Annotated in this window: 21 protein-coding genes, 2 tRNA genes and 2 pseudogenes; 17 read left to right on the top strand and 8 right to left on the bottom strand. The window is 70.1% G+C overall.

Features of this window, described 5'->3' with window-relative positions:
• The first annotated feature begins 23 nt into the window (after nucleotides 1-23).
• Complete coding sequence (locus V5O46_RS28890; RefSeq protein WP_332887667.1) at nucleotides 24-809, top strand: SAM-dependent methyltransferase; 786 nt, start codon at nucleotides 24-26, stop codon at nucleotides 807-809.
• 119 nt (nucleotides 810-928) lie between these two features.
• Here V5O46_RS28890 and V5O46_RS28885 read toward each other — a convergent pair whose 3' ends face one another.
• Together V5O46_RS28885 and V5O46_RS28880 are read right to left on the bottom strand one after the other, a co-directional pair.
• Nucleotides 929-1,570 (bottom strand): superoxide dismutase, encoded by a 642-nt coding sequence (locus V5O46_RS28885; protein ID WP_332887666.1) that lies wholly within the window; start codon nucleotides 1,568-1,570, stop codon nucleotides 929-931.
• Nucleotides 1,571-1,713: 143 nt separating this feature from the next.
• Nucleotides 1,714-3,153: an amino acid permease gene (locus tag V5O46_RS28880; RefSeq protein ID WP_332887665.1), complete on the bottom strand. Its 1,440-nt coding sequence runs from the start codon at nucleotides 3,151-3,153 to the stop codon at nucleotides 1,714-1,716.
• 418 nt (nucleotides 3,154-3,571) lie between these two features.
• Here V5O46_RS28880 and V5O46_RS28875 point away from each other — a divergent pair, with 418 nt between their 5' ends.
• Nucleotides 3,572-4,156 (top strand): biotin transporter BioY, encoded by a 585-nt coding sequence (locus V5O46_RS28875; RefSeq protein ID WP_332887664.1) that lies wholly within the window; start codon nucleotides 3,572-3,574, stop codon nucleotides 4,154-4,156.
• 311 nt (nucleotides 4,157-4,467) lie between these two features.
• On the opposite strand, the gene V5O46_RS28870 is transcribed toward V5O46_RS28875, so the two are convergent.
• Complete coding sequence (locus V5O46_RS28870) at nucleotides 4,468-5,922, bottom strand: amino acid permease (protein WP_332887663.1); 1,455 nt, start codon at nucleotides 5,920-5,922, stop codon at nucleotides 4,468-4,470.
• A gap of 248 nt (nucleotides 5,923-6,170) precedes the next feature.
• Here V5O46_RS28870 and V5O46_RS28865 point away from each other — a divergent pair, with 248 nt between their 5' ends.
• Both V5O46_RS28865 and V5O46_RS28860 read left to right on the top strand, forming a co-directional pair.
• Nucleotides 6,171-6,656 carry a ribose-5-phosphate isomerase gene (locus tag V5O46_RS28865; RefSeq protein ID WP_332887662.1) on the top strand — a complete coding sequence of 162 codons (486 nt, stop codon included), beginning with the start codon at nucleotides 6,171-6,173 and terminating at the stop codon, nucleotides 6,654-6,656.
• 150 nt (nucleotides 6,657-6,806) lie between these two features.
• Complete coding sequence (locus V5O46_RS28860) at nucleotides 6,807-7,625, top strand: Fpg/Nei family DNA glycosylase (protein WP_332887661.1); 819 nt, start codon at nucleotides 6,807-6,809, stop codon at nucleotides 7,623-7,625.
• A gap of 358 nt (nucleotides 7,626-7,983) precedes the next feature.
• Here V5O46_RS28860 and V5O46_RS28855 read toward each other — a convergent pair.
• A pseudogene (locus V5O46_RS28855) lies at nucleotides 7,984-8,187 on the bottom strand (sterol carrier protein domain-containing protein); the annotation flags it as partial.
• Nucleotides 8,188-8,196: 9 nt separating this feature from the next.
• Nucleotides 8,197-8,424, bottom strand: a pseudogene (locus V5O46_RS28850) (GNAT family N-acetyltransferase); the annotation flags it as partial.
• 163 nt (nucleotides 8,425-8,587) lie between these two features.
• On the opposite strand from V5O46_RS28850, the gene V5O46_RS28845 reads away from it, so the two are divergent.
• Both V5O46_RS28845 and V5O46_RS28840 read left to right on the top strand, forming a co-directional pair.
• Entirely contained in the window at nucleotides 8,588-9,859 is a 1,272-nt protein-coding gene (locus V5O46_RS28845) for a PP2C family protein-serine/threonine phosphatase (RefSeq protein WP_332887660.1), read from the top strand.
• A gap of 4 nt (nucleotides 9,860-9,863) precedes the next feature.
• Nucleotides 9,864-10,355 (top strand): HD domain-containing protein, encoded by a 492-nt coding sequence (locus V5O46_RS28840; protein ID WP_332887659.1) that lies wholly within the window; start codon nucleotides 9,864-9,866, stop codon nucleotides 10,353-10,355.
• Here the strand turns inward: V5O46_RS28840 and V5O46_RS28835 are convergent.
• On the bottom strand, nucleotides 10,352-11,530 hold the full coding sequence (locus V5O46_RS28835) for an acyltransferase family protein (RefSeq protein ID WP_332887658.1): 1,179 nt from the start codon (nucleotides 11,528-11,530) through the stop codon (nucleotides 10,352-10,354). The two genes, V5O46_RS28840 and V5O46_RS28835, sit on opposite strands and share 4 nt — an antisense overlap.
• A gap of 655 nt (nucleotides 11,531-12,185) precedes the next feature.
• Here V5O46_RS28835 and V5O46_RS28830 point away from each other — a divergent pair.
• Nucleotides 12,186-12,380 carry a hypothetical protein gene (locus V5O46_RS28830; protein WP_332887657.1) on the top strand — a complete coding sequence of 65 codons (195 nt, stop codon included), beginning with the start codon at nucleotides 12,186-12,188 and terminating at the stop codon, nucleotides 12,378-12,380.
• A 94-nt stretch (nucleotides 12,381-12,474) separates the two neighbouring features.
• Here the strand turns inward: V5O46_RS28830 and V5O46_RS28825 are convergent.
• A tRNA-Gly gene (locus V5O46_RS28825) sits at nucleotides 12,475-12,545 on the bottom strand.
• Nucleotides 12,546-12,708: 163 nt separating this feature from the next.
• On the opposite strand from V5O46_RS28825, the gene V5O46_RS28820 reads away from it, so the two are divergent.
• The 5 genes from V5O46_RS28820 (at nucleotide 12,709) to clpX (ending at nucleotide 17,615) form a co-directional block, all read left to right on the top strand.
• Nucleotides 12,709-12,785, top strand: a tRNA-Pro gene (locus V5O46_RS28820).
• Nucleotides 12,786-13,003: 218 nt separating this feature from the next.
• Nucleotides 13,004-14,419, top strand: coding sequence for a trigger factor (gene tig / locus V5O46_RS28815; RefSeq protein WP_332887656.1), 1,416 nt, complete (start codon nucleotides 13,004-13,006; stop codon nucleotides 14,417-14,419).
• A 360-nt stretch (nucleotides 14,420-14,779) separates the two neighbouring features.
• Nucleotides 14,780-15,385, top strand: a complete 606-nt coding sequence (locus V5O46_RS28810) for an ATP-dependent Clp protease proteolytic subunit (protein ID WP_031114129.1) — start codon at nucleotides 14,780-14,782, stop codon at nucleotides 15,383-15,385.
• A gap of 54 nt (nucleotides 15,386-15,439) precedes the next feature.
• Nucleotides 15,440-16,147: an ATP-dependent Clp protease proteolytic subunit gene (locus V5O46_RS28805; protein WP_332887655.1), complete on the top strand. Its 708-nt coding sequence runs from the start codon at nucleotides 15,440-15,442 to the stop codon at nucleotides 16,145-16,147.
• 181 nt (nucleotides 16,148-16,328) lie between these two features.
• Nucleotides 16,329-17,615, top strand: a complete 1,287-nt coding sequence (clpX, locus tag V5O46_RS28800) for an ATP-dependent Clp protease ATP-binding subunit ClpX (protein ID WP_332887654.1) — start codon at nucleotides 16,329-16,331, stop codon at nucleotides 17,613-17,615.
• A gap of 100 nt (nucleotides 17,616-17,715) precedes the next feature.
• Here the strand turns inward: clpX and V5O46_RS28795 are convergent, their stop codons facing one another.
• A complete protein-coding gene (locus V5O46_RS28795; protein WP_332887653.1) occupies nucleotides 17,716-18,678 on the bottom strand; it encodes a hypothetical protein in 963 nt (320 codons plus the stop codon).
• 138 nt (nucleotides 18,679-18,816) lie between these two features.
• Here V5O46_RS28795 and V5O46_RS28790 point away from each other — a divergent pair, with 138 nt between their 5' ends.
• The 5 genes from V5O46_RS28790 to V5O46_RS28770 all read left to right on the top strand — a co-directional run bounded on the left by V5O46_RS28790 (nucleotide 18,817) and on the right by V5O46_RS28770 (nucleotide 25,638).
• Nucleotides 18,817-21,441: a valine--tRNA ligase gene (locus tag V5O46_RS28790; RefSeq protein WP_332887652.1), complete on the top strand. Its 2,625-nt coding sequence runs from the start codon at nucleotides 18,817-18,819 to the stop codon at nucleotides 21,439-21,441.
• A gap of 504 nt (nucleotides 21,442-21,945) precedes the next feature.
• The gene (gene folC, locus V5O46_RS28785) at nucleotides 21,946-23,460 is read left to right on the top strand and encodes a bifunctional tetrahydrofolate synthase/dihydrofolate synthase (RefSeq protein WP_332887651.1); all 1,515 of its coding nucleotides are present in this window, start codon (nucleotides 21,946-21,948) and stop codon (nucleotides 23,458-23,460) included.
• Nucleotides 23,461-23,466: 6 nt separating this feature from the next.
• On the top strand, nucleotides 23,467-23,823 hold the full coding sequence (locus tag V5O46_RS28780) for a DUF4233 domain-containing protein (RefSeq protein WP_332887650.1): 357 nt from the start codon (nucleotides 23,467-23,469) through the stop codon (nucleotides 23,821-23,823).
• A 68-nt stretch (nucleotides 23,824-23,891) separates the two neighbouring features.
• The gene (ndk, locus tag V5O46_RS28775) at nucleotides 23,892-24,305 is read left to right on the top strand and encodes a nucleoside-diphosphate kinase (protein WP_332887649.1); all 414 of its coding nucleotides are present in this window, start codon (nucleotides 23,892-23,894) and stop codon (nucleotides 24,303-24,305) included.
• Nucleotides 24,306-24,618: 313 nt separating this feature from the next.
• On the top strand, nucleotides 24,619-25,638 hold the full coding sequence (locus tag V5O46_RS28770; protein ID WP_004001297.1) for a rod shape-determining protein: 1,020 nt from the start codon (nucleotides 24,619-24,621) through the stop codon (nucleotides 25,636-25,638).
• The last annotated feature ends 134 nt before the right edge of the window (nucleotides 25,639-25,772 follow it).

Genomic DNA, 25,772 nt, shown 5'->3' with positions numbered 1-25,772 from the left:
AAACCGGAGGCGAGCCCCACCCCATGACGGAGATCGACACCTCTGTGCCGCACTCGGCCCGGATCTGGAACTACTGGCTGGGCGGCAAGGACAACTACCCGGTGGACGAGACGGCCGGGGACGCATACACCGCCGTGTTCCCCGGCATCGTCACCATCGCCCGCAGCAGCCGCGCCTTCCTCGGCCGCAGCATCCGGTACCTGGTGCAGGAGGCGGGGGTACGGCAGTTCCTGGACGTCGGCACCGGGCTGCCGACCGTCGACAACACCCACGAGGTCGCCCAGCGGTACGCACCCGAGGCGCGCATCGTCTACGTGGACAACGACCCCCTGGTCCTCGCCCACGCCCGCGCGCTGCTCACCTCCAGCGCCGAGGGGGCGACCGCGTACGAGGACATGAGCCTGTACGAGCCGGAGCAGATCCTCGAGGCGGCCGGCGGCACTCTCGACCTGGCCCGTCCCACCGCCCTGATCCTCAGCGGCATCCTGGGCCACGTCGCCGACCACGGTGTCGCCCGCGACCTGGTCCGCCGGCTCATGGCGGGCCTGCCCTCCGGCAGCCATCTGTGCCTCAACGACGGTTCCCGCGGCACCGATCCGGCCTACGAGGCGGCCCAGGACGGCTACAACGAGACCGGCGCCGTCCCCTACTTCCTGCGGCCCGTGGAGCAGATCGAGGCCTACTTCGAGGGCCTGGAGCCGGTCGAACCGGGCGTGGTGTCGGTCCCGCTGTGGCGCCCGGACACCACCGCCGACGGCGCGCAGCCGCAGCCGATCGGGCAGCACGGCGGGCTCGCCCGCAAGCCCTGACCTGGCCCCGGCACACAGGAAGCCCCCGTGAGTCACGTCCTCACGGGGGCTTCCCTTCTTCCGCCTGCCGCCGTGAAGGGTGAGAAGACGATCACGAGGCAGGGCGTCTCACCGGCGGGTCAGGGCGCCAGCAGCAGCGTGTTCGCACGGGACTTGGCGGCCTCGTAACGCTTCGCCACGTCCTGCCAGTTGACGACCTGCCACATCGCCTCGATGAAGTCCACCTTCTGGTTCTTGTACTGCAGGTAGAAGGCGTGCTCCCAGGCGTCGAAGACCAGGATCGGGGTGGAGCCCTGGCCGACGTTGCCCTGGTGGTCGTAGACCTGCTCGACGATCAGCCGCTCGCTCAGCGGCTCGTAGGCCAGCACACCCCAGCCGGAGCCCTGCGTGGTGGCCGCGGCCTTGGACAGCTGAGCCTTGAAGTTGGCGAAGGAGCCGAACGACTCGGCGATCGCGCCCGCGAGCTCGCCCACGCCGTCCTTGTCCAGCGGCTCGCCGCCGCCGTCACCGGTCATGTTGTGCCAGTAGATGGAGTGCAGGATGTGGCCGGAGAGGTGGAAGGCCAGGTTCTTCTCCAGGCCGTTGATCGAGCCCCAGGTCTCCTTGTCCCGAGCCTCGGCGAGTTGCTCCAGCGTGTCGTTGGCGCCTTTCACGTAGGCCGCGTGGTGCTTGTCGTGGTGCAGCTCGATGATCTCGGGGCTGATCACGGGCGCCAGCGCGGAGTAGTCGTACGGCAGTTCAGGAAGCGTGTAGACGGGCATGGCGGTATCCCCTCCGAGCTCTCTATTGCAAAAGGCTTGCAAGTGCACGCTAGCAGCAAGAGGGTGCACACCCGTGCGGGGGCACGCCAAAAGGGCCCCCGCACGGTTCGTCTCCGTACGAGGGCCCTCGGGGCTGAGCGGCGTCAGCCGATGTTGTGGCTGACGCTCCGGCTGTCGCTGTCGCTGTCGCTGTCGCTGTCGCTGTCGCTGTCGCTACGGCTGCGCTGCCAGGCGTAGCCGATGGCCGCCAGGACCAGGGTCATGCCGCCGGTCGAGTACAGCTGCACCCGGGTGTCGGGCTCGCGGGCCATCAGTACGAACACGGTCGCCATACCGGCCAGCGCGACCCAGGTCAGCACCGGGAACGCCCACATCCGCACGACCAGCCTCTCGGGCGCCTCCCGTTCGATCCGGCGGCGCAGCCTGAGCTGCGAGACGGCGATGAAGATCCAGACGACCAGGATCACGGCGCCGATCATGTTCAGCAGCCAGGAGAAGACGTCGTCGGGCCGCCAGTAGCTGAGCAGCACGCAGCCGAAGCCGAACACGGAGGAGGCGAGCACCGCGATGCGCGGCACCCGGCCCGTGACCCGGCCCAGCGCCTTCGGGCCCTGACCGCGCTCCACCAGCGAGTAGGCGATGCGGGAGGCACCGTAGATGTTGGCGTTCATCGCGCTCAGCAGCGCGACCAGCACCACGACGTTCATCAGCTGACCGGCGCCCGGGATGCCGAGCTGGTCCAGGGCGGCGACGTACGGGCCGTTCTCGACTACCGCGGGCGAGTCCCACGGAACGAGGGTGACGATGACCGCCATGGAACCGATGTAGAACAGCGCGATGCGCCACATCGCCGTGCGGACGGCGACGGCCACGCCCCTGACCGGGTTCTCCGACTCGGCCGCCGCGATGGTGACCGTCTCCAGGCCGCCGTAGGCGAAAACGGATGCGAGCAGGCCGATCACCAGCCCTTCGCCGCCGTGGGGCATGAAGTCGGTGAGGTTGCCGGTCCCCGGCGAGTCCGTGCCGGGCAGCACTCCGGTGATCGCCAGTGCGCCCAGCACCAGGAACAGGCTGATGGCGAAGACCTTCAGCGCGGCGAACCAGAACTCGAACTCGCCGAAGTTCTTCACCGCGGCCAGGTTGGTGGCGCAGAACACCACCATGAACAGCGCCACCCAGGCCCACTCGGGCGTACCCGGCAGCCAGCCGCTGACGATCTTCGCCGCGCCGATGCCCTCAAGGCCGACGGCGGTGCACAGCAGTACCCAGAACGACCAGCCCGCGGTGAAACCCGCCCAGGGGCCGAGCGCGCGCTCGGCGTGCGCGGAGAAGGAGCCCGACGACGGATACGCGGCGGACATCTCGCCGAGCATCCGCATCACCAGCATCACCAGGAGACCGGAGAGCGTGTAGGCCAGGACGATCGAGGGTCCGGCGGCGGCGATGCCCGCGCCGGAACCGACGAACAGCCCGGCGCCGATCACGCCGCCGAGGGCGATCATGGAGAGGTGGCGCTGCTTGAGGCCGTGGGACAGGGAGGCGTCGTCCGACTTCGGCGGCGTCTCGGTGGTGGTGCTGGACATCAGGCGGCTCGTCCAATGTGTGCGATGCGTGCGACGGGCGCACGAAGGGCAAAAGTGCCCACAGTCTCCGTGCTCGACAGGTGCTGCGGCAGCGGTTGCCCACGATGTGGACATCTGTGATACGGAGGGTGAATGGATGGTTGCAAGTGCTGCAAGTGCTCGGCGGGTCTCGGCCACCTGGACCGGTTTGGTGGATCCCTACAGGCCTCCGCGGTGTCCGCCGGTCTCGGTCGCCGTGACGGCCACCTCCCGACCTCAGTGACTGGTATCACGCCCGACGTGGTGAGGGGCCGGTGCTTTGTCGGGAGCCCACCAAGCCCCCGCTCGCCCCTTGTCGACGGCTGACGGTGAGCGGCCGTGATCCGCTGGGATAGCGTCACCCGGTGTCCCGACATGTCCACACCACCGCGGAGTCCCCATGAGCAGCGTTGCCGCAGCCCCCGCCCGCACCGGAACGGTCCTCGCCGACCTTCTGCCCGCCTCCCGAGTCCGGGACGCCGCCCTCGTGATCGGCGGCGCCGCGCTCACCGGTCTCGCGGCGCAGATCGCGCTGCCCGTGCCGGGCTCCCCGGTCCCGGTGACCGGCCAGACCTTCGCCGCGCTGCTGGTCGGCACCAGCCTGGGCGCCGGCCGCGGCTTCCTCTCCCTCGCGCTGTACGCGCTGGCCGGCATGGCGGGCGTGCCGTGGTTCGCGGGCGGCGCCTCCGGCGTCGGTGCCCCGTCTCTCGGCTATGTCTTCGGCATGCTGCTCGCCGCCGCCGCCGTGGGTGCCCTGGCCCGCCGTGGCGCCGACCGCTCCGTCTGGCGCACGGCCGGTGCGATGGTGCTGGGCGAGGCGATCATCTACGCCGTCGGTGTGCCCTACCTCGCCCTGTCCACCGGGATGTCCGCCACCGCCGCGATCGCGGCCGGCCTCACCCCGTTCCTGATCGGTGACGCCCTGAAGGCGGCCCTGGCGATGGGCCTCCTGCCGACCGCCTGGAAGCTGGTCGACAGGCGCTGAGCGCTCCGCTGGAAGTGCCGCGCTGTGCCGTCGCTCGTCCGCGGCGCCGTCGTGGCTGGTCGCGCAGTTCCCCGCGCCCCTTCAGGGCGCTGCGGAGCCGCAGGGGGCTTCGCCCGACCTGCTGGACGGCGCGACGTCCAGTGGAGACCGCCCCGGACACGCGGCGGCGGGGCCCGCGGCGCAACGCCGCAGGCCCCGCCTCTGCGTGTACCGGCAGGCTCGTTCCGAGTACGTGGTCAGGCTCGTTCCGAGTACGTGGTCAGGCTCGTTCCGAGTGCACGGGCAGGCTCGTTCCGGGTACGTGGTCAGGCTCATTGCGCCGCGGCGCGGCCTTTCCCGATCCGCTCCCTGGCGAACGCGATGCCGAGGACGATCGCAGCCACGAGCAGCGACAGCAGCATCGTCGTACGGCCGTCGTGCTCGGTGTCGGTCAGCATGTAGCCCAGCACGAAGACGATCAGCCCGGCCGCCGCCCACGTCAGGTACGGGTACAGCCACATCTTCACGACCAGCTTCTCCGGCGCCTCCGCCTGGATGATCTTCCGCATGCGCAGCTGCGAGAAGCAGATCACCAGCCAGACGAACAGGGCCACGGCGCCCGAGGAGTTGACCAGGAAGAGGAAGACCGAGTCGGGGAACTCGTAGTTGAAGAAGACGGCGACGAACCCGAAGACGACGGAGGACAGGATCGCCGTCCGCGGCACGCCCCGCCGCGTCGTCCGTGCGAACGCCTTCGGCGCGTCCCCGCGCTCACCGAGCGAGAAGGCCATCCGGGAGGCCGTGTAGAGCCCGGAGTTCAGACAGGACAGGACCGACGTCAGCACGATGAAGTTCATGATCTGACCGGCGTGCGCGATGCCGAGCGAGTCCAGCGCGGCGACGTAGGACCCGTCCTCGGCGATGGACGCCGAGTCCCACGGCAGCAGGGTCACCACGACGAAGATCGACCCGAGGTAGAACACACCGATACGCCAGATGATGCTGTTGGTCGACTTGGTGACCGCGCGCTGCGGGTCCTCCGACTCACCGGCCGCCAGGGTGGCGATCTCGCTGCCCATGAAGGAGAAGACGACCAGCAGCACACCGGTGAGGACGGCGCCGGGGCCGTTGGGCAGGAAACCGCCGTGCTCGGTGAGGTTGGCGAGCCCCGCCCGGTCGCTGTCGACGCCCGGCAGCAGCCCGAACACGGCCAGCGCGCCGACGACGACGAACGCACCGATCGCGACGACCTTGATCCCGGCGAACCAGAACTCGAACTCGCCGTAGGAGCCGACGGAGACCAGGTTGGTGAGGGTCAGCACGACCATCACGATCAGCGCCCAGGCCCACTGCGGCACGGCCGGTATCCAGCCCTCAAGGATCACCGCCCCGGCGGTCGCCTCTACCGCCAGCACCACCACCCAGAAGAACCAGTACAGCCAGCCGATGGAGAACCCGGCCCAGCGTCCGAGCGCCCGGTCGGCGTGGGCGGAGAAGGACCCGGACGCCGGATTGGCCGCCGACATCTCACCAAGCATCCGCATCACCAGCACCACCAGGGTGCCGACCAGGGCGTACGACAGCAGGATGCCGGGCCCCGCGGTGGCGATGCCGGAGCTGGAGCCGACGAAGAGCCCGGCGCCGATCACCCCGCCGATGGCGATCATGGACAGATGGCGGTTCTTGAGGCCGGCCTGCAGACCGGAGCCGGGTTCTCCGGCGGAGCCGCCGTCCCCGGTGGGCGGGGGGCTCTCTTCGGCCTGGGCGAGGGTCGGCTGCGAGGTCATGCGGTGGATTTCCTTTGCGCCGGTGGTGCTGGCTCCCGTACGGGCCTCCCGAACGGGCGAGGGACATGCCGTTCCAATGAAACGGAGGTACACGATTTCAGAAGCCTTGGAATCTGTGTCGTATCTTGAGGCATTCCTGAGGTTCTTTGATCTTCTTTGGGTTCTCTTGACGATTCCTTGATCGGTTCATGCTCCCGGGAGCGACACCCCGCGCCCTCGCCCTGAGACGGGCGTGTCACACTCTGACCATGCGCGTGTACCTCGGTTCCGACCATGCCGGTTTCGACCTCAAGAACCACCTCGTGGAGTGGCTCAAGGCCGCCGGCCACGAGCCCGTCGACTGCGGCCCGCACATCTACGACGCCCAGGACGACTACCCGCCCTTCTGCCTCCGCGCCGCCCAGCGGACCGCCGCGGACGAGGGCTCTCTCGGCATCGTGATCGGCGGCTCCGGCAACGGCGAGCAGATCGCCGCGAACAAGGTGAAGGGCGTGCGTGCGGCCCTGGCCTGGAGCGAGGAGACCGCGTCGCTCGGCCGGCAGCACAACAACGCCAACGTGGTGGCCGTCGGCGCGCGCATGCACACCCAGGAGGAGGCGACCAAGTTCGTCGAGACCTTCCTGAACACGCCGTTCTCCGAGGACGAGCGGCACATCCGCCGCATCGACATGCTCAGCGCCTACGAGACCACCGGCGACCTCCCGCCGATCCCGGCGCACCACCCCCAGCAGTAGCGGACCCGCCCCCCGAGGAAGGGCCCCGGCAGCCCCGGGGCCCCGGCGGCGCGCCGCAACGCACCCGGCGGAACGCACCCGGCGGGACGCCCTTGCCACCCACCGGGCGGAACGCGCCGCCACCCCACCGAGCGGAACAGGACGATCCCCGTGCCAGAAGGGCACACCATCCACCGGCTGGCCCAGGACTACGCCGCAGCCTTCGCCGGTGCACCCGTGCGCGTCACCAGCCCCCAGGGCAAGTTCAGCGACGCCGCGGCCCTCCTCGACGGCACCGTCCTGCGCACCGCCGACGCCCACGGCAAGCACCTCTTCCTCGGCTTCGGCGGCGCCGAGGAGGGCGACTGGGTCCACATCCACCTCGGCCTGTTCGGCAAGGTCGCCTTCGGTCCGGCCCCCGCGCCGCCGCCCACCGGCACCGTCCGCCTCCGCCTGGCGAACACCACCGCCCATGTCGACCTGCGCGGCCCCACCACGTGTGCCCTGATCACCGGGGCCGAGAAGGGCGCGATACACGGCCGCCTGGGCCCGGACCCGCTGCGCGGCGACGCCGATCCGCAGGCCGCGTACGCACGCGTCCGCCGCAGCCGCACCACCGTCGCCGCCCTGCTGATGGACCAGAAGGTGATCGCCGGCGTCGGCAACGTCTACCGGGCCGAGGTCCTCTTCCGGCACGGCATCGACCCCTACCGCCCCGGCCGGGACATCACCTCCGCCGAGTGGGACGCCCTGTGGGGCGACCTCGTCGCACTGATGCGGCAGGGCGTCCGCGACAACCGCATCGACACCGTCCGGCCCGAGCACACCCCGGAGGCGATGGGCCGCCCGCCCCGCGTCGACGACCACGGCGGCGAGGTGTACGTGTACCGCAGAGCCCACCAGGCCTGCCACATCTGTGGCGGCGAGATCCGCACCGCCGAACTCGCCGCCCGCAACCTCTTCTGGTGCCCCGGCTGCCAGCGCACCTGACCTGACCCGGGTGTCTGCGCCTTCTCATGCGTCAGACACCTGACCCGGTGTCAGCACGCCTGCCGAGGGCCGCCGCCGGGCCGCCTGACCGGGTGTCAGCACGCCTGCCGAGGGCCGCCGCCGGGCCGCCTGACCCGGTGTCAGCACGCCTGCCGAGGGCCGCCGCCGGACGCCTGGTCCGGTGCCGGCATGCGCCGGGGCTCGCCAGTCCACCTGACCCGGTGTCAGTACACCACTGCTGTTCAGCCCACCTGACCCGGGCGGCAGCGAACCCGAGCCGGTCGGCAGCCCCGGGCCGGGTCCGACGGCCGGGCGATGCGGCTCTCCGGCGACGCGATCCGCCGGACAGGCCCCGGCGTCAGAAGCCGTGCGGCAACCACGGCGCCACGTCGGAGGCGAGACCCAGCGACGCCTCCGCCAGCGCACCGGGCCGCAGCTCCCGCACCCGGCCGGCCGCGCCCAGCGAGCTCAGGGTCACGCCACCGAGGTAGGCGGCCCCCAGCTCCCGTACCGACAGGGCCAGATCCGCGACGTCGGCGGTGCGGGTGCACGACGCCCCCCGGAATCCGAACGCCCCCGTCGTACCGACGCAGTCCGCGCCGTCCCAGACACCGATGAACCGCTCGGTCTCGGTCAGCGCGTGCCACAGTTCCTTCTCCTCCGGGGCCTCCGGGACCCCGCCGAACGCGCGGATCTGGGTGCCGTACCAGGTCTCCCACTCGCCCCGCCGCAGTACCCGCAGTTCGGTCGCCGGATCCGGCACGGGGCCGGTCCCACGGTCAGTGCCGTCAGTGCTCATGAGCCATGCCTAGCAGGGGGACCCGGGGACGGGCGAGGCGATTTCACCCGGCGGCACGCAGGCCAAAACGTGGTGAAGTTCACTGATGAGTCCGGCCTCGGACGGGGGACAAGTGGGACCTCCCGTGCCAAGCAGCAGCCTCGATGGATAGGGTCCCGAACTGATGGCAGCAGGACGACAGCGGCGCGCGGAAGCCGAGACGATCCCGGCCCGGTTGCGGAAGCAGTGGCACCGGGCCCGCGTCGGCGTGCGCCGCTCCGCCGTCGACTACTTCCGCGGCGACGGATCCGACTGGATCGCGCTGGCCGGTCTGCTGCTGACCATCCCCGTGATCGCGGCCACCACGATGGCCAACTCCGTGTGGGTCTCCCCGGCCGCGCTGATACTGCCGATCGTCGCCGGCGGGCTGCTGCTGCGCCCCGCCAGCCTGCTCGGCCTGTACGCGGCGGCGGCCACGGCACTGATCGTGGAGTCCATACAGCTCGGCCCGTACACCGAGGGGCCCTCCCGGGTCACCCCGGGCGTGGTCCTGGTCGTCGCCGCCTGCGGCTTCTTCGGCCTGCTCCTCGCCCAGTTCCGCAGCCGGGTCGGGGTGCCCTGGCGGCGCGGCGGCACCATGCTCTTCGACCTGCGTGAACGCATCCGGGTGCAGAGCAAGCTGCCCAAGCTGCCGCCCGGCTGGCACCGGGAGATGGCCCTCCGTCCGGCCGGCGGCCAGTCCTTCTCCGGCGACTTCGTGGTCGCGGCCCGCACCAACGGCGGACGGACCCTGGAGGTCGTCCTCACCGACGTCTCCGGCAAGGGCATGGACGCGGGCTCCCGGGCCCTGCTGCTGTCCGGAGCGTTCGGCGGACTCCTGGGCAGCCTGCCCCCGCACGCCTTCCTGCCCGCCGCCAACGGCTATCTGCTCCGCCAGGACTGGGACGAGGGCTTCGCCACCTCCATCCACCTGGTCCTGGACCTCGACACCGGCGACTACGAGCTGTACTCCGCAGGGCATCCACCGGGGCTCCAGCTCAGCGCGGGCAGCGGACGCTGGGAGCAGAAGACGGCCGACGGCCCGCTGCTGGGCGTGTACGACGGCGCCCAGTTCGACCCGGTGAAGGGCTCGCTGCGCCCCGGTGACGTGCTGATGCTGTTCACGGACGGCCTGGTGGAGACCTCCGACCGGGACATCTTCGAGGGCATCGACCGGCTCACCGGCGAGGCCGACCGCTATGTCGCCGGCGGCTTCCACGGCGCCGCCTGGCATCTGATCGAGGCGGTCGCCAAGGACGTCAACGACGACCGGGCGCTGCTGCTGATCTGCCGGGAGGGCGCCACGGCCCAGGCACAGGCGGCCCTGGCCGCCCAGGCGGCCACGGCCCGGGCGGTGCGGGACCAGAGCGCCCGCACCCGGGCCGGCGGCCCGGCGGCCCCTCCTCCGGCACACTGACGCCATGCCCCGGACACCCCCGCTGACCCTGACCGAGGTGGCAGCCGCCGCCCGCACCGCCCACCAGGACCAGGTGGACAAGGCGGGGCGCCCCTACGCCGAGCATCTCGCGGCCGTCGCCGAGGGGGTCCGCCGGCGCGGCGGGGACACGGACCAGATCGCGGCGGCCTGGCTGCACGACGCCGTCGAGGACGACGCCCTGCCGGAGGAGTGGCTGCGCGAGGCCGCGCTGAGCCGCCGTACGAAGGACATCGTCCTGGCCGTCACCAAGCGGGCGGGCGAGTCCCCCGAGGCCTACGCCGCGCGCGTCCTGGCCACCCCCGGCGCGCTGCTGGTCAAGGAGGCCGACCTGGCGCACAACAGCGACCCGGCCCGTCTCGCGGTCCTCGACCCGGTCACCCGAGCGCGGCTGACCGAGAAGTACGCCCGGATGCGCGCACTCCTCGGTCTGGCCGGCCCGGACACCCCGGGGGGAAACCCGGGCGAGGAGGCCTAGACCCCGACCTTCTCGCCCACCCCGCTGCTCCCGCCGGCATCGCGGGTCTCGCGCACCTCGGTCGCCTGCGTCCCCTTCCGCTCGCGGTGGTCCCGGGCCCCGTCGGCCGGGCCGCGCCGGAAGGCCCACTCCATGCGCGGCTCCACGACGAACCGCAGGACGCGCCGGACGGGCTCGGTGCACAGCAGCGTGATCGCCGCGGCGCCGAGCACGGTCATCGCGATCTCACCGAGCGGCCCACGCCAGGCGGGGCCGTCGAACCAGCCCGAGAAGCTGCCCTGCTTCACCAGGAAGCCGTGCAGCAGATAGCCGTAGACGGTGCCTGCGCCCAGCGCCGTGAACCAGGTGCGCCGGCCCGGCACCCAGGCGAGGAAGCACGCGGTCAGCACCAGCGAGCAGCCGAACAGCGCCAGTGTGAGAACCGGCCCGGTCCACCAGGGGGCGCCGGTGTTCTGCGCGGCGGCGTTGCGGTAGAACCAGCCGGTGTCCATGAGGGGTACCGTCCACCATCCGACGGCCACCGCCACCGCGACCACCGGCACCGACAGGATCCGCACCGCACGGCGGCGCACCAGCGCGAAGTGCTCGGGCCGCAGCAGCAGGCCCAGCACGAAACACGGCAGGAACTGCAGCACCCGCTGCATGTTGAGGTCGTTGTCGACCGTCGGTGTCATCGACGCCAGCGCCGCGATGGCCAGCGCGACCGGCAGCGGCCAGCGGACGGTCCGCCAGATCGGAGTGGTCAGCCGCCACACGAACAGCGCGCACAGGAACCACAGCAGATAGCTGGGGTCCAGCAGGCTGATGGCGTGGTCCGGGGCGTCGTCGCCGTAGCGCATGTGCAGCGAGTAGGCGACCTCGAAGACGAGATACGGCACGACGACGCCGGTGATCAGCCGCTTGACGCGCTTGGGGCTCAGATCGAAGCTGCGCGAGAAGTAGCCGGAGATGATGATGAACGCCGGCATGTGGAACGTGTACAGGACCCGGTACAGGGTCTCCATGGACCGGTTGTCGTCCAGGATCTGTCCCCAGGCATGGCCCACGCCGACCAGCACGATCGCCAGGTACTTGGCGTTGTCGAAGAACGCGTCACGGCGGCCCGGCGGCGCCGGCGGCTGCGCCGGGGTGGGTGTCGTCCTGCGTTGGCCGTGTGGTGGCAGCGAGTTCGTCATGGAGCCTCCCGCCGGGAAGTCGGCGAGCAGCCCCAGGACCCCGCTGCGCTTTCGGGGAACGTGGCAGCGTAGAACATCTGAGGCACCCTAGCGTCGGCCGAGCTATTCCGTAAAACTCCTGACGACACCTTCCCGGGCCTTTCCGTAAATCTCTCACGAGTACCTGCGAGTACCCGCAATTTCAGGGAGGTTGACACGGCTGCCGCGTACGGATGCCGCCCGGATCATCCGGATGTTCCATGATTAAACACCCCATAAGCCCGGCGAGGGACTACCCCGTTATGTCCGGATCAGCCTGGATTTCAAGGGTCGTTGAGGAGCGCCCTCGTGTAGCCGTCACCACAATTCGAAATACCTGCGAACGTGTTGTGTGGGCATGGAAACGGAAGTGATCGAATTCCCCGTCGGTCACCCCGCCGCTTCTCTTCCGCCGCGTGCGGCACTACGTCCGTGCGACCTGTCGAATTCCTGTGCGGAATGCCCCTGTCGGCCTCCCCCGACGCCCGCCTGACCCCCGGTGCCGACTCGACTCGGACAAACGTTGCGTCACCTGCCGCATGGCGCGGCCGGGTTGGTGGCACGATGGTTCTGGCGGGGGTGCGCGGGGTTGCGCCCCCGGGCCGGGAGAGCGGACCGACCGAGGGTGTGATCAGTTGTGGCCATTTCACTGTCAGTGGTGCTGCTGTTGGCGATCATCCTGGTGGTGCTGCTCCGGGGCGGCTCCCTCAAGCCCGGCCCGGCGATCGTCGCGGTGCTCTTCGGCTTCTTCCTCGCCTCCACCGGCATGGCCCCGTCGATCAACCGCTTCCTCGACTCGATAGCGGACACGATCAACTCGATCAGTTTCTGAACCCGCCCCCGCCGGCCCTCGCCGTCTCCGCCACCGTCGCCGCACACACGTAGGGCCCGGTTCGTCATCGGAACCGGGCCCTACTGCACAACAGAGCGGGCGACGGGAATCGAACCCGCGTAGCCAGTTTGGAAGACTGGGGCTCTACCATTGAGCTACGCCCGCACGGCACTGGCCGCCGGTCGGCGACCGCGGCACCGAAGGCATCGTACCGGGTCACACCCCGTCCCCGCACACCCCGTTCCGGTCCGCGGCGGAGCGTCACCGGCGCCCCCGAAATGCGGCGGCCGGCACACCCGGCGGCATGTACCCTACGTCTCGCACCAGACGGGGTGTGGCGCAGCTTGGTAGCGCGTCCGCTTTGGGAGCGGAAGGCCGTGGGTTCAAATCCCGCCACCCCGACCATCCACCGGTACCGCCCCCGCACCGGCCGAGCCCGGCCGCACCCGGCCGTTCGGCCGATCACCTCGCGTGATCGCCTTTTGGGCCGTGTAGCCGCTGCCGTTACTATGCAAGCTGCACGCCCGTGTGTCTCATCCTGTGCAGTCCTCCGGGCGGCGAAATCGGCCGGGCCGCTCTGGCTCCGGCAGAAACCAAGAAGTCAGCCACAAGGAGACCGAACCGTGAAGAGCGCCGTGGAGACCCTGAACCCGACCCGGGTTCGGCTCACTGTCGAGGTGCCCTTCGAGGAGCTCAAGGACAGCCTCGACGCGGCGTACAAGAAGATCAACCAGCAGGTCACGGTGAAGGGCTTCCGCAAGGGCAAGATCCCGGCCCGCGTCATCGACCAGCGGTTCGGCCGTGGTGCGGTGCTGGAGGAGGCCGTCAACGACGCGCTGCCGAAGTTCTACACCGACGCGGTCAACGAGGCCGAGCTGAGCCCGCTGGGCCAGCCCGAGGTCGACATCACGGAGCTGAAGGACGGCGAGACGCTGAACTTCACCGCCGAGGTCGACATCCGCCCGGCCCTGGAGATCCCGGACTACTCCGGCATCGAGGTCGAGGTCGACGCCGTCGAGGTCAGCGACGAGGACGTGGACAAGTCGGTCGAGCAGCTCCGTGAGCGCTTCGCCTCCACCGCCCCGGTCGAGCGCGCCGCCGAGGACGGCGACGTGGTCACCATCGATCTGGAGGCCAAGGTCGACGGCGAGGTTCTCGAGGACGGCGTGGCCAGTGGCGTCTCCTACACCATCGGCTCCGGCGAGCTGCTCGACGGCATCGACGACGCCGTGACGGGCCTGGAGGCCGGTGGCGAGGCCACCTTCGCCTCCGAGCTCAAGGGCGGCTCGGCGGCCGGCAAGGAGGCCGAGGTCACCGTCAAGGTCACCCAGGTCGCCAAGCGCGAGCTGCCCGAGCTGGACGACGACTTCGCCCAGCTCGCGTCGGAGTTCGACACGCTGGAGGAGCTGCGCGCCGACAGCCGCAAGCGGCTGGCCGACATGAAGCAGTACGACCAGGCCACCCAGGCGCAGGAGCGCGTCCTGGACAAGCTGCTCGAGCTGGTCGAGGTCCCGGTCCCCGAGAAGCTCCTCGAGGACGAGATCAACACCCGTAAGCACAACCTCGAGCACCACCAGCTCGGCCAGATGGGTCTCACCCTCGACAAGTACCTGGAGCTCCAGGGCAAGACCGCCGAGGAGTTCGACGCCGAGACCCGCGAGGCCGCGGTCAAGGGCATCAAGACCCAGTTCGTCCTCGACGAGCTGGTCAAGCAGGAGAAGCTCAACGTCAACCAGGAGGAGCTCACCGAGCACCTCATGCGGCGTGCCTCCTCCTCCGGCATGTCCCCCGACCAGTTCGCCCAGGCCGTCGTCGAGCAGGGCCAGGTCCCGCTGCTCGTCGGCGAGGTCGCCCGCGGCAAGGCCCTGGCCGTCGTGGTCGAGAAGGCCACGGTCAAGGACACCAACGGCGAGACCGTCGACCTGGACGACGAGGACGAGGCCGAGGCCGGGACCGAGGCCGCGGAGGCCTCCGCCGAGTCCGCCGAGTCCGCCGAGGCGAAGGGCGAGGAGAAGGGCGAGGAGAAGGCCGAAGGCTGATCCTTCACGGCACCTGTGACGCCGTACGACGGGCCCCGGGCGATCAACGCCGGGGCCCGTTTCGTCGTCCGGCCGGGCGACGGCCTCGGGGGGGCGCGGGGACCGGCGCGCGCCACCACGGACACCCGTAGCCGCCGACGCGGAGGCCGCACAACGGCGCTGGGCACCACGGCACCCGGCGGGGCCCTCCGCTACGCCCCCGGCGAACACCCGCGGAACCGGGATGGCGCCGCAGGCCTACCGCGTTAGGGTCCATGAATACGAGGGCAGTGGAGTCGCCGGACGGCTCCGGCCCCGCAGGGAAACGTGAGACGGCCCGGCGCCGTCGTAAGACGAGCAGGTGGATACGTGACGAATCTGATGCCCTCCGCCGCCGGCGAGCCTTCCATCGGTGGTGGCCTCGGCGACCAGGTCTACAACCGGCTGCTCAACGAGCGGATCATCTTCCTCGGCCAGCCGGTGGACGACGACATCGCGAACAAGATCACCGCACAGCTGCTGCTCCTTGCCTCCGACCCGGACAAGGACATTTACCTGTACATCAACAGCCCGGGCGGTTCGATCACGGCCGGCATGGCGATCTACGACACCATGCAGTACATCAAGAACGACGTGGTGACCATCGCCATGGGTCTCGCGGCCTCCATGGGCCAGTTCCTGCTCAGCGCCGGCACGCCGGGCAAGCGCTTCGCCCTGCCGAACGCCGAGATCCTGATCCACCAGCCCTCCGCCGGCCTGGCCGGCTCCGCCTCGGACATCAAGATCCACGCGGAGCGGCTGCTGCACACCAAGAAGCGCATGGCCGAGCTCACGGCCCAGCACACCGGCCAGACGGTCGAGCAGATCACCCGTGACTCGGACCGCGACCGCTGGTTCGACGCCTTCGAGGCCAAGGAGTACGGCCTCATCGACGATGTGATCGCCACGGCCGCCGGTATGCCGGGCGGCGGCGGCACCGGGGCCTGACCCGCTCCCGCACCCAGCCCCGAGCCGACCGCCTCAGCCTTTACAGGAGACACTGTGAACGACTTCCCCGGCCGCGGCCTCTACGACCGCATGCACGCCGCGCAGGACACGCGCGCCGCGCAGGGCCAGTACACCGGCCCGCAGGCCGAGTCCCGCTATGTGATCCCGCGCTTCGTGGAGCGCACCTCCCAGGGCATCCGTGAGTACGACCCGTACGCGAAGCTCTTCGAGGAGCGGGTGATCTTCCTCGGCGTCCAGATCGACGACGCCTCCGCCAACGACGTCATGGCGCAGCTGCTGTGCCTGGAGTCGATGGACCCCGACCGGGACATCTCGGTCTACATCAACAGCCCGGGTGGTTCCTTCACCGCGCTCACGGCGATCTACGACACGATGCAGTACGTCAAGCCGGACATCCAGACGGTCTGCATGGGCCAGGCGGCCTCGGCCGCCGCCGTCCTGCTGGCCGCCGGCACGCCCGGCAAGCGCATGGCCCTGCCCAACGCCCGGGTCCTGATCCACCAGCCCTACAGCGAGACCGGCCGCGGCCAGGTCTCCGACCTGGAGATCGCCGCCAACGAGATCCTGCGGATGCGTTCGCAGCTGGAGGAGATGCTGGCCAAGCACTCCACCCGTACGATCGACAAGATCCGCGAGGACATCGAGCGCGACAAGATCCTCACGGCCGAGGACGCGCTGGAGTACGGGCTGATCGACCAGATCATCACCACCCGGAAGATGGACAACGCTTCTCTGCGCTGAGGCAGGAGGCTGTATCGTCTGCCGCCCCTTGGCATGGTTCGGTGAGGTTCACGTCAAAGCGAACCCTGCCAAGGGGGGCCCGAACGGGGGGCACGGCAAGGTACCGTCGGACATAAGGCAGCACCAGGAGTCCGCTGGACGTCGACGTCCAGGCGTCTCCCAGGCGAAGGGGAAGCACACCGTGGCACGCATCGGTGACGGCGGCGATCTGCTCAAGTGCTCGTTCTGCGGGAAGAGCCAGAAGCAGGTCAAGAAGCTCATCGCAGGGCCCGGTGTGTACATCTGCGACGAGTGCATCGATCTCTGCAACGAGATCATCGAGGAGGAGCTGGCCGAGACCAGCGAGGTCCGCTGGGAGGAGCTGCCCAAGCCCCGCGAGATCTACGAGTTCCTCGAGGGGTACGTGGTCGGCCAGGAGGCCGCCAAGAAGGCCCTCTCCGTCGCGGTGTACAACCACTACAAGCGGGTCCAGGCCGGTGAGAACGGCGGCGCCCAAGGCCGCGACGACGCCATCGAGTTGGCCAAGTCCAACATCCTGCTGCTGGGCCCCACCGGCTCCGGCAAGACCCTGCTCGCCCAGACCCTCGCCCGCATGCTGAACGTCCCGTTCGCGATCGCCGACGCCACGGCGCTCACCGAGGCGGGCTACGTCGGCGAGGACGTCGAGAACATCCTGCTCAAGCTGATCCAGGCCGCCGACTACGACGTCAAGAAGGCCGAGACCGGGATCATCTACATCGACGAGATCGACAAGGTCGCGCGGAAGAGTGAAAACCCCTCCATCACGCGCGATGTGAGCGGCGAGGGCGTGCAGCAGGCGCTGCTGAAGATCCTGGAGGGCACCACCGCCTCCGTCCCGCCGCAGGGCGGGCGCAAGCACCCCCACCAGGAGTTCATCCAGATCGACACGACGAACGTGCTGTTCATCGTGGGCGGCGCCTTCGCGGGTCTGGAGAAGATCATCGAGGCCCGGGCCGGCGCCAAGGGCATCGGCTTCGGCGCGCAGATCCGCTCCAAGCAGGAGCGCGAGTCCAAGGACCACTTCGAGGACGTCATGCCGGAGGACCTGGTCAAGTTCGGCATGATCCCCGAGTTCATCGGCCGGCTCCCGGTGATCACCAGCGTGCACAACCTCGACCGCGAGGCCCTGCTCCAGATCCTGGTCGAGCCGCGCAACGCCCTGGTCAAGCAGTACCAGCGGCTCTTCGAACTCGACGGCGTGGAGCTGGACTTCGAGCGCGAGGCGCTGGAGGCCATCGCCGACCAGGCCATCCTCCGCCAGACCGGCGCCCGTGGCCTGCGCGCCATCATGGAGGAGGTCCTCCAGGGCGTGATGTACGAGGTCCCGTCCCGCAAGGACGTCGCCCGTGTCGTCATCACCGCGGACGTGGTCCTCTCCAACGTCAACCCGACGCTGATCCCGCGGGATTCGCGGGGGCGGGGCTCGGGGGAGCAGAAGACGGCGTAGCGAGACATACGGCGAGGCATACGAGCGAGACACACGGCGAGGCATACGAAGGGGCCCCGGTCGAGCACGACCGGGGCCCCTTCGTATGCGCCGACGGGTGTCAGGCCTCGACGCGGACCTCCTTGCGGAGCTTGGTGGTGAGGTCCACGGCCACATCCTTGCTGATGCTGTTGGTGACCTCGCCCGGGGACACCATGGCGATGGTGCTGTGGTCCGCCCAGGCGCAGAACCAGTCGGACTTCATCCTCTTGGACTGTGCGTTCTGGCCCTCGGCCACCTGGCACTTCATGATCGCGCCGTCCAGCTCGACCTCCTCGGGCTCACCGACGAGTTCGGGCTTCTGGCCGACGGAGCCGGAGGAGCTCTGCTCGGCCGACTTCTTCATCTGGGCGAAGAACGCGTCCAGGGTGGCCTCGGGGTCGGCGATCTCCCCGTAGGCGCCGATCATGGTGATGGTGGAGAACTCCGCGGGGAGCGAGCTGGGGTCGCTCGGGTCGTAGGTGTTCGGATCGACCGTGGCGTAGAGACCGAACGCGGACTCGCCGTTCTTGACGCCGCTCTTCTCCAGATCCTCGGCCGTGTCGGCTCCGCCGGCGGTCGCGCCCTCCTCGGAGAGCAGGTTGTACTCGCCGCCGATGACCGTCTTCGGCGTCTCCAGCCTGTGCGGGCCGTCGTCCGCCAGGCCGCCCGCGCCGCCGCCCCCGCCGAGGACGAAGTACGCGCCGACCCCGATGGCGGCGACCACCGCGACCGCGCCGATGATCAGGCCGGTCTTCTTCTTGCCGCCACCGGGGGCCGGGGGCTGGGGCACGCCGTACGGGGCCTGGCCGTAGGGCGGCTGCTGGCCGTACGGGGCCTGCTGGCCGTACGGGGCCTGCTGGGGCGGGACGCCGCCCTGCTGCGGGTAGCCGTAACCCGGCTGGGGCTGCGGCGGAGGCGTCTGCTGGGGGTAGCCGTAGCCGGGCTGGGGGGCCTGCGGCTGCTGGCCGTACGGTCCCGGCTGGCCGTACGGTCCGGGCTGCTCGGGCTGCCCGCCGTACGGGCCCGGCTGGTTGTAGCTCATGTTCTGGGTTCCCCTCCAGATGCTTATGCGTTGCTGACATCCTGACGCAGACCTGGCGTGGGCAGGTCACCGGGGGCGGCACCGTTACAAAGGAATCGCGTTTCGGGACAGCGGCGTGACGCCTCTAAACTGACCCTCGTGACCGAGAACACTCAGCAGCCGCAGCCCGCACCCACGACCGAACTGCCGACCCAGTACACGCCGGCCGAGGTGGAGGGGAAGCTGTACGAGCGCTGGGTAGAACGGGGCTACTTCGAGGCGGACGCCAAGAGTGACAAGCCTCCGTTCACCGTCGTCATCCCCCCGCCGAACGTCACCGGCTCGCTCCACCTGGGGCACGCCTTCGAGCACACGCTCATCGACGCGCTGACCCGCCGCAAGCGGATGCAGGGCCACGAGACGCTGTGGCAGCCCGGCATGGACCACGCCGGCATCGCCACGCAGAACGTCGTCGAGCGGGAGCTGGCCAAGGAGGGCAAGTCCCGGCACGACCTGGGCCGGGAGGCGTTCGTCGAGCGGGTCTGGCAGTGGAAGGCCGAGTCCGGCGGGCAGATCTCCGGACAGATGCGCCGCCTCGGCGACGGCGTCGCCTGGTCGCGTGAGCGCTTCACCATGGACGAGGGCCTGTCCCAGGCCGTCCAGACCATCTTCAAGCGGCTCCACGACGACGAGCTGATCTACCGCGCCGAGCGCATCATCAACTGGTGCCCGCGCTGCCTGACCGCCATCTCCGACATCGAGGTCGAGTACCAGGACGACGACGGCGAGCTCGTCTCCATGAAGTACGGCGACGGGGACGACACCATCGTCGTCGCCACCACCCGCGCCGAGACGATGCTCGGTGACACGGCCGTCGCCGTGCACCCCGAGGACGAGCGGTACCGGCGCCTCATCGGCAAGCTCGTCAAGCTGCCGCTGACCGACCGCTCCATCCCGGTCGTCGCCGACGAGCACGTCGACCCCGAGTTCGGCACCGGCGCGGTCAAGGTGACGCCCGCCCACGACCCGAACGACTTCGAGATCGGCCAGCGCCACGACCTGCCCGCCATCGCCGTGATGGACGAGCACGCCATCATCACCGCCCACGGCCCCTTCCAGGGCCTGGACCGGCTGGAGGCCCGCTCCGCCATCGTCGCCGCGCTGCGCGCCGAGGGCCGCATCGTCGCCGAGAAGCGGCCGTACGTCCACTCCGTCGGCCACTGCTCGCGCTGCAAGACCACCATCGAGCCGCGGCTGTCCATGCAGTGGTGGGTCAAGGTCGGCCCGCTGGCGCAGGCGGCCGGCGACGCGGTCCGCGACGGGCGGGTGAAGATCCACCCGCAGGAGATGGAGAAGCGGTACTTCGACTGGGTCGACAACCTCCACGACTGGTGCATCTCCCGCCAGCTGTGGTGGGGCCACCGCATCCCGGTCTGGTACGGGCCGAACGGCGAGGTCGTCTGCGTCGGACCGGACGAGGAGCCGCCGGCCGGCGAGGGCTGGCGGCAGGACCCCGACGTCCTGGACACCTGGTTCTCGTCGGGTCTGTGGCCGTTCTCGACGCAGGGCTGGCCGGAGCGGACCGAGAGCCTGGCGAAGTTCTATCCGAACTCCGTCCTGGTCACCGGCTACGACATCCTGTTCTTCTGGGTCGCCCGGATGATGATGTTCGGGCTGTACGCGATGGACGGGACCCCGCCGTTCCACACCATCGCCCTGCACGGCATGGTCCGTGACCAGAACGGCAAGAAGATGTCCAAGTCCTTCGGGAACGTCGTCAATCCGCTGGACTGGATGGACAAGTACGGTTCCGACGCGCTCCGCTTCACCCTCGCGCGCGGCGCCAACCCGGGCGTGGACGTCCCCATCGGCGAGGACTGGGTCCAGGGCTCGCGCAACTTCGCCAACAAGATCTGGAACGCCACCCGGTTCGCGCTGATGAACGGCGCGACGGTCGAGGGCCCGCTGCCGGACGTGTCGCTGATGTCCTCGACGGACCGGTGGATCCTCTCCCGGCTGAACTCGGTCGTCGCCGAGGTCGACGCGTACTACGAGGACTTCCAGTTCGCGAAGCTGTCCGACGCGCTGTTCCACTTCGCCTGGGACGAGGTCTTCGACTGGTACGTCGAGCTGTCCAAGACCACCTTCCAGGCGGGCGGCGAGGCCGCCGAGGTCAGCAAGCGCGTCCTCGGTGAGGTCCTCGACGTCACGCTGCGGCTGCTGCACCCGGTGGTCCCGTTCGTGACGGAGACCCTGTGGACCACGCTGACCGGCGGCGAGTCCGTCGTCGTCGCCGATTGGCCGAAGGACTCCGGCTTCCGGGACGCCGACGCCGAGCGGGAGATCGAGACGGTCCAGTCGGTGGTCACCGAGGTCCGCCGGTTCCGCGCCGACCAGGGACTCCAGCCCGGTCAGCGGGTCCCGGCCCGGCTGACGCCCGACGGCACGGCGCTCGCCCCGCACGAGGCGGCCGTCCGGCAGCTGCTGCGCCTCCAGCCGGAGGGTGAGGGCTTCACCGCGACGGCCACGCTGCCGGTCGCGGGAGTGGAGGTCGCGCTGGACCTGTCCGGTGTCATCGACGTCGCGGCGGAGCGCAAGCGCCTCGCCAAGGACCTCGCGGCCGCGGAGAAGGAGAAGGCGCAGGCCACGGCCAAGCTGGGCAACGAGGCGTTCCTCGCCAAGGCGCCGGACCAGGTGGTGGAGAAGATCCGCACGCGGCTGGCCAAGGCGGAGGAGGACATCACCCGCATCCAGAACCAACTGGAGCGCCTGCCCCGGGCATGACCGACGCGGCGTGAGAGCAGCCGACCGACCGCCGCCCCCACAGCCTGCGGGGGCGGCGGTGCTCCGAGCCTGCGGGCAGTCGTGCCTCCCCTCTCCAGTGCCTCAAGGGTCTGGGAGGTATCCCCGGGGCGGCGGGTGGGCGCAGGCGGCGCCCGTCAGCGCGGGCAGCAGGACGCTGTGACAGCACGGAGGCCCCCGGGGGCCAGCCAGCACCGGGGGTCTTGGGTCGCCAGGCGGGTCGGTCGGGTGCGGTCCGGCGCCAACGGAATGCCGTCCGCGCCCGCGCGGTGCCGCCCCGGGGGGACGGGGACCCCCGGGCGGACCTCCTCGGCCGTTCAGGCACCGGCGGCACGACCGCCCGCCGGGTGCCCACGGGCGATGCGCCCGGCGTCCCGCGGGCCACGGGCCACGGGTGACGGGCCCGAACGTCCGGGGACCGCGGGCCGAATGCCGGCGGGCCACGGGCCCGAATGTCGGCGGACCGCGGGTACGTAGACTGGCCCCGTGAGCGACAACCCCGGCAGCAACGACCAGCCCGACCCCCTCGAATCCTTCGACGAGATCATCGCGGCGGAGACCGACCGCGACCCGGATCTCGCGGTGATCGAGGCCGGCAGCCGCACCCTGCGCACCCAGGGCGGCCCGCCGCAGGCCGACGTGCCCGGGCGACCCGAGGACCCCGAGGTGGACCGGGCGCTGCGCGAGGTCGAGGCGGAGCTCGCCACCCGCTGGGGCGAGACCAAGCTGGAGCCCTCCGTCAGCCGTATCGCCGCGCTGATGGACGTGCTCGGCGAGCCGCAGCGCGCCTACCCCTCGATCCACATCACCGGCACCAACGGCAAGACCTCCACCGCCCGCATGATCGAGTCCCTGCTCGGCGCCTTCGAGCTGCGTACCGGCCGGTACACCTCGCCGCACGTGCAGTCTGTGACGGAGCGGATCAGCCTGGACGGTGCGGCGGTCTCCGCCGAGCGGTTCATCGAGACGTACCAGGACATCAAGCCGTACGTCGAGATGGTCGACGCCCGGCAGGAGTACCGGCTGTCGTTCTTCGAGGTGCTTACCGGCATGGCGTACGCCGCCTTCGCGGACGCGCCCGTGGACGTCGCCGTCGTCGAGGTCGGCATGGGCGGCAGCTGGGACGCCACCAACGTGATCGACGGGGACGTCGCCGTGGTCACCCCCATCGACCTGGACCACACCGACCGGCTGGGCAGCACGCCCGCCGAGATCGCCACCGAGAAGGCCGGCATCATCAAGCAGGGTGCCTCCGTGATCATGGCCCAGCAGCCGGTGGACGCGGCCCAGGTACTCCTGAAGAAGGCCGTGGACGTGGACGCCACCGTCGCCCGCGAGGGCCTGGAGTTCGGGGTGGTCTCCCGGCAGGTGGCCGTGGGCGGGCAGCTGCTGACCCTGCGAGGTCTGGGCGGCGAGTACCCCGAGGTGTATCTGCCGCTGCACGGCGCCCACATGGCGCACAACGCGGCCGTGGCGCTCGCTGCCGTGGAGGCGTTCTTCGGGGTGGGCGCGCAGCGCGCCGAGCCGCTGGACGCCGACACCGTGCGCAAGGCGTTCGCCTCCGTCGCCTCGCCGGGGCGGCTGGAGGTGGTGCGGCGCTCGCCCACCGTCGTCCTGGACGCCGCGCACAATCCGGCCGGCGCCCGCGTCACCGCCGAGGCACTGGGCGAGGCCTTCCAGTTCAGCCGCCTCATCGGGGTGGTCGGCACCAGCGGCGACAAGAACGTGAAGGGGCTGCTGGAGGCGTTCGAGCCGGTCTTCGCCGAGATCGTCGTCACCCAGAACTCCAGCCACCGCGCGATGGACGCCGACGAGCTCGCCGGGCTGGCGGTGGAGGTGTTCGGCGAGGAGCGGGTCCAGGTCGAGCCGCGGCTGCCGGACGCGCTCGAGGCCGCGATCACGCTGGCCGAGGAGGAAGGCGAGTTCGCCGGCGGCGGCGTGCTCGTGACCGGATCCGTCATCACCGTCGGCGAGGCCCGACTGCTGCTGGGGAAAGGCTGACAGCCCGTGCGTACGCTCTGCTCCTCGACCTTGATCAGCGAGTTCTTCGTGATCGGCTTCGCCGCACTCGTGGCGATGAAGGACCCGGACCTGTCCACAGGGGCGGTGTGGACGGTCAGTGGCATCGCGATGGCGCTGTGCCTGGTGCTGTGCGGTCTGGTGACCCGGCCCGGCGGAGTCGCCTTCGGCTGGGCGCTCCAGGTCGCCCTGATCGCGTCCGGCCTGGTGGTACCGCTGATGTATGTGCTGGGAGTGATCTTCGCGGCCCTGTGGTGGGCGTCCGTGCACTACGGCCGGAAGATCGACGAGGCGAAGGCGAGGTTCGCGGCCGAGGGCGGGTCCGCTCCGGCCGACGCTGCCTGACGGGCGCCGCGACACGCCGGGTAACCTCTGTCATCACCTCGCACGTACCACGTACCAAGGAGCCCCTCGTGTCGCAGCGCACCCTCGTCCTGCTCAAGCCCGACGCCGTCCGCCGGGGTCTGACCGGCGAGATCATCAGCCGTATCGAGCGCAAGGCGGACTGGCGGATCACCGCGCTGGACATGCGCACGCTGGACACCGGGACGCTGGAGCTGCACTACGGCGAGCACCAGGGCAAGCCGTTCTACGAGCCGCTGGTGACGTTCATGTCCTCGGGGCCGGTCGTGGCGATGATCGTCGAGGGGGAGCGGGTCGTCGAGGGTGTGCGCGCCCTGGCGGGCCCGACCGACCCGATCGCGGCGGCGCCCGGGTCCATCCGCGGTGATTTCGGCGTGATCGTCCGGGAGAACCTGATCCACGCCTCCGACTCCGAGGAGTCCGCGGAGCGCGAGCTGAAGATCTTCTTCCCGGGGCGCGACTGACCCCCGAGGGCTCGGGAGTCCCGCGAATTCCCTGATGCACCGTCAGTCAAATGGGTGCAGCTGACCTGGGCAGTCGTGAAGATTCGGCAGCCCTGTGACATATAAGTGCCGATCGGGGGAACGTTTGCCACCGTTGGCCCGTCTCCACAAGCGAGGCGGCGTGTGATCTGCTGACAATGGCGAAGACCCTCGCGCAGTGTTCGTGAAAGCGCGTCTACGATGGACGCATTCACGTCGCAGCAACCCACCTCGCCTACCTGAAAAGCCCTCAAAAGCTCGCGGGAAGGCCAGACGAATCCTGATGGGGAACTCAATGTCGTTCATCGGCCGTGACATGGCTGTCGACCTCGGGACCGCCAACACGCTGGTGTACGTCAGGGGTCGCGGGATCGTACTGAACGAGCCGTCCGTCGTCGCGATCAACACCAACACCGGTGGCATCCTCGCGGTCGGCGCCGAAGCGAAGAAGATGATCGGGCGCACGCCCGGCAACATCGTTGCCGTGCGTCCGCTCAAGGACGGCGTGATCGCCGACTTCGAGATCACCGAGCGGATGCTCCGCTACTTCATCCTGAAGATCCACAAGCGGCGGTATCTGGCTCGTCCGCGGGTCGTCGTCTGTGTGCCCTCGGGCATCACGGGCGTCGAGCGCCGTGCCGTCATCGAGGCGTCGTCCCAGGCCGGCGCCCGCCAGGTGCACATCATCGAGGAGCCCATGGCGGCGGCCATCGGCTCCGGCCTGCCGGTCCACGAGGCCACGGGCAACATGGTGGTCGACATCGGCGGCGGCACCACGGAGGTCGCGGTCATCTCCCTCGGCGGCATCGTCACCGCGCAGTCCATCCGCGTCGCGGGCGACGAACTGGACAACGCGATCATCCAGCACATCAAGAAGGAGTACTCGCTCCTCCTGGGTGAGCGGACGGCCGAGCAGATCAAGATCACGATCGGCTCCGCGTACGACCTCGACTCCGACGAGCACACCGAGATCCGCGGCCGGGACCTTGTCTCCGGGCTGCCCAAGACCGTCGTCATCTCCGCGGCCGAAGTGCGCAAGGCGATCGAGGAGCCGGTCAACGCCATCGTCGACGCTGTCAAGACGACCCTCGACAAGTGCCCGCCGGAGCTGTCCGGCGACATCATGGACCGGGGCATCGTCCTGACCGGCGGCGGGGCGCTGCTGCGCGGCCTCGACGAGCGGCTGCGCCGGGAGACCGGCATGCCCATCCACATCGCCGAGGACCCGCTGGACAGTGTGGCGCTCGGCTCCGGCAAGTGCGTGGAGGAGTTCGAGGCGCTCCAGCAGGTGCTGGACGCCCAGCCCCGCAGATGACATAACGCTTCGGTTCCGCCGTACGAGACGATCTCCTCTCGTGCGGCGGATCGTTGATATAGAGACATGACAGCGCCCAAAACGCCCGCCGCCGGGCGTTCCCGGGCGGTTCCCGCGGATCCCCACCCAACCGA

The organism is Streptomyces poriticola, assembly GCF_036689765.1.
GTDB lineage: Bacteria > Actinomycetota > Actinomycetes > Streptomycetales > Streptomycetaceae > Streptomyces > Streptomyces poriticola.
This window is presented reverse-complemented; position numbering and strand designations above follow the sequence as displayed.

Coding starts and splice junctions, on each gene's coding strand:
- V5O46_RS28835 (WP_332887658.1), bottom strand. CDS start 11,530: ATGACGAACTCGCTGCCACCACACGGCCAACGCAGGACGACACCCACC.
- V5O46_RS28875 (WP_332887664.1), top strand. CDS start 3,572: ATGAGCAGCGTTGCCGCAGCCCCCGCCCGCACCGGAACGGTCCTCGCC.
- V5O46_RS28845 (WP_332887660.1), top strand. CDS start 8,588: ATGGCAGCAGGACGACAGCGGCGCGCGGAAGCCGAGACGATCCCGGCC.
- V5O46_RS28770 (WP_004001297.1), top strand. CDS start 24,619: ATGTCGTTCATCGGCCGTGACATGGCTGTCGACCTCGGGACCGCCAAC.
- V5O46_RS28795 (WP_332887653.1), bottom strand. CDS start 18,678: ATGAGCTACAACCAGCCGGGCCCGTACGGCGGGCAGCCCGAGCAGCCC.
- V5O46_RS28870 (WP_332887663.1), bottom strand. CDS start 5,922: ATGACCTCGCAGCCGACCCTCGCCCAGGCCGAAGAGAGCCCCCCGCCC.
- V5O46_RS28840 (WP_332887659.1), top strand. CDS start 9,864: ATGCCCCGGACACCCCCGCTGACCCTGACCGAGGTGGCAGCCGCCGCC.
- V5O46_RS28865 (WP_332887662.1), top strand. CDS start 6,171: ATGCGCGTGTACCTCGGTTCCGACCATGCCGGTTTCGACCTCAAGAAC.
- V5O46_RS28885 (WP_332887666.1), bottom strand. CDS start 1,570: ATGCCCGTCTACACGCTTCCTGAACTGCCGTACGACTACTCCGCGCTG.
- V5O46_RS28890 (WP_332887667.1), top strand. CDS start 24: ATGACGGAGATCGACACCTCTGTGCCGCACTCGGCCCGGATCTGGAAC.
- V5O46_RS28810 (WP_031114129.1), top strand. CDS start 14,780: ATGCCCTCCGCCGCCGGCGAGCCTTCCATCGGTGGTGGCCTCGGCGAC.
- V5O46_RS28880 (WP_332887665.1), bottom strand. CDS start 3,153: ATGTCCAGCACCACCACCGAGACGCCGCCGAAGTCGGACGACGCCTCC.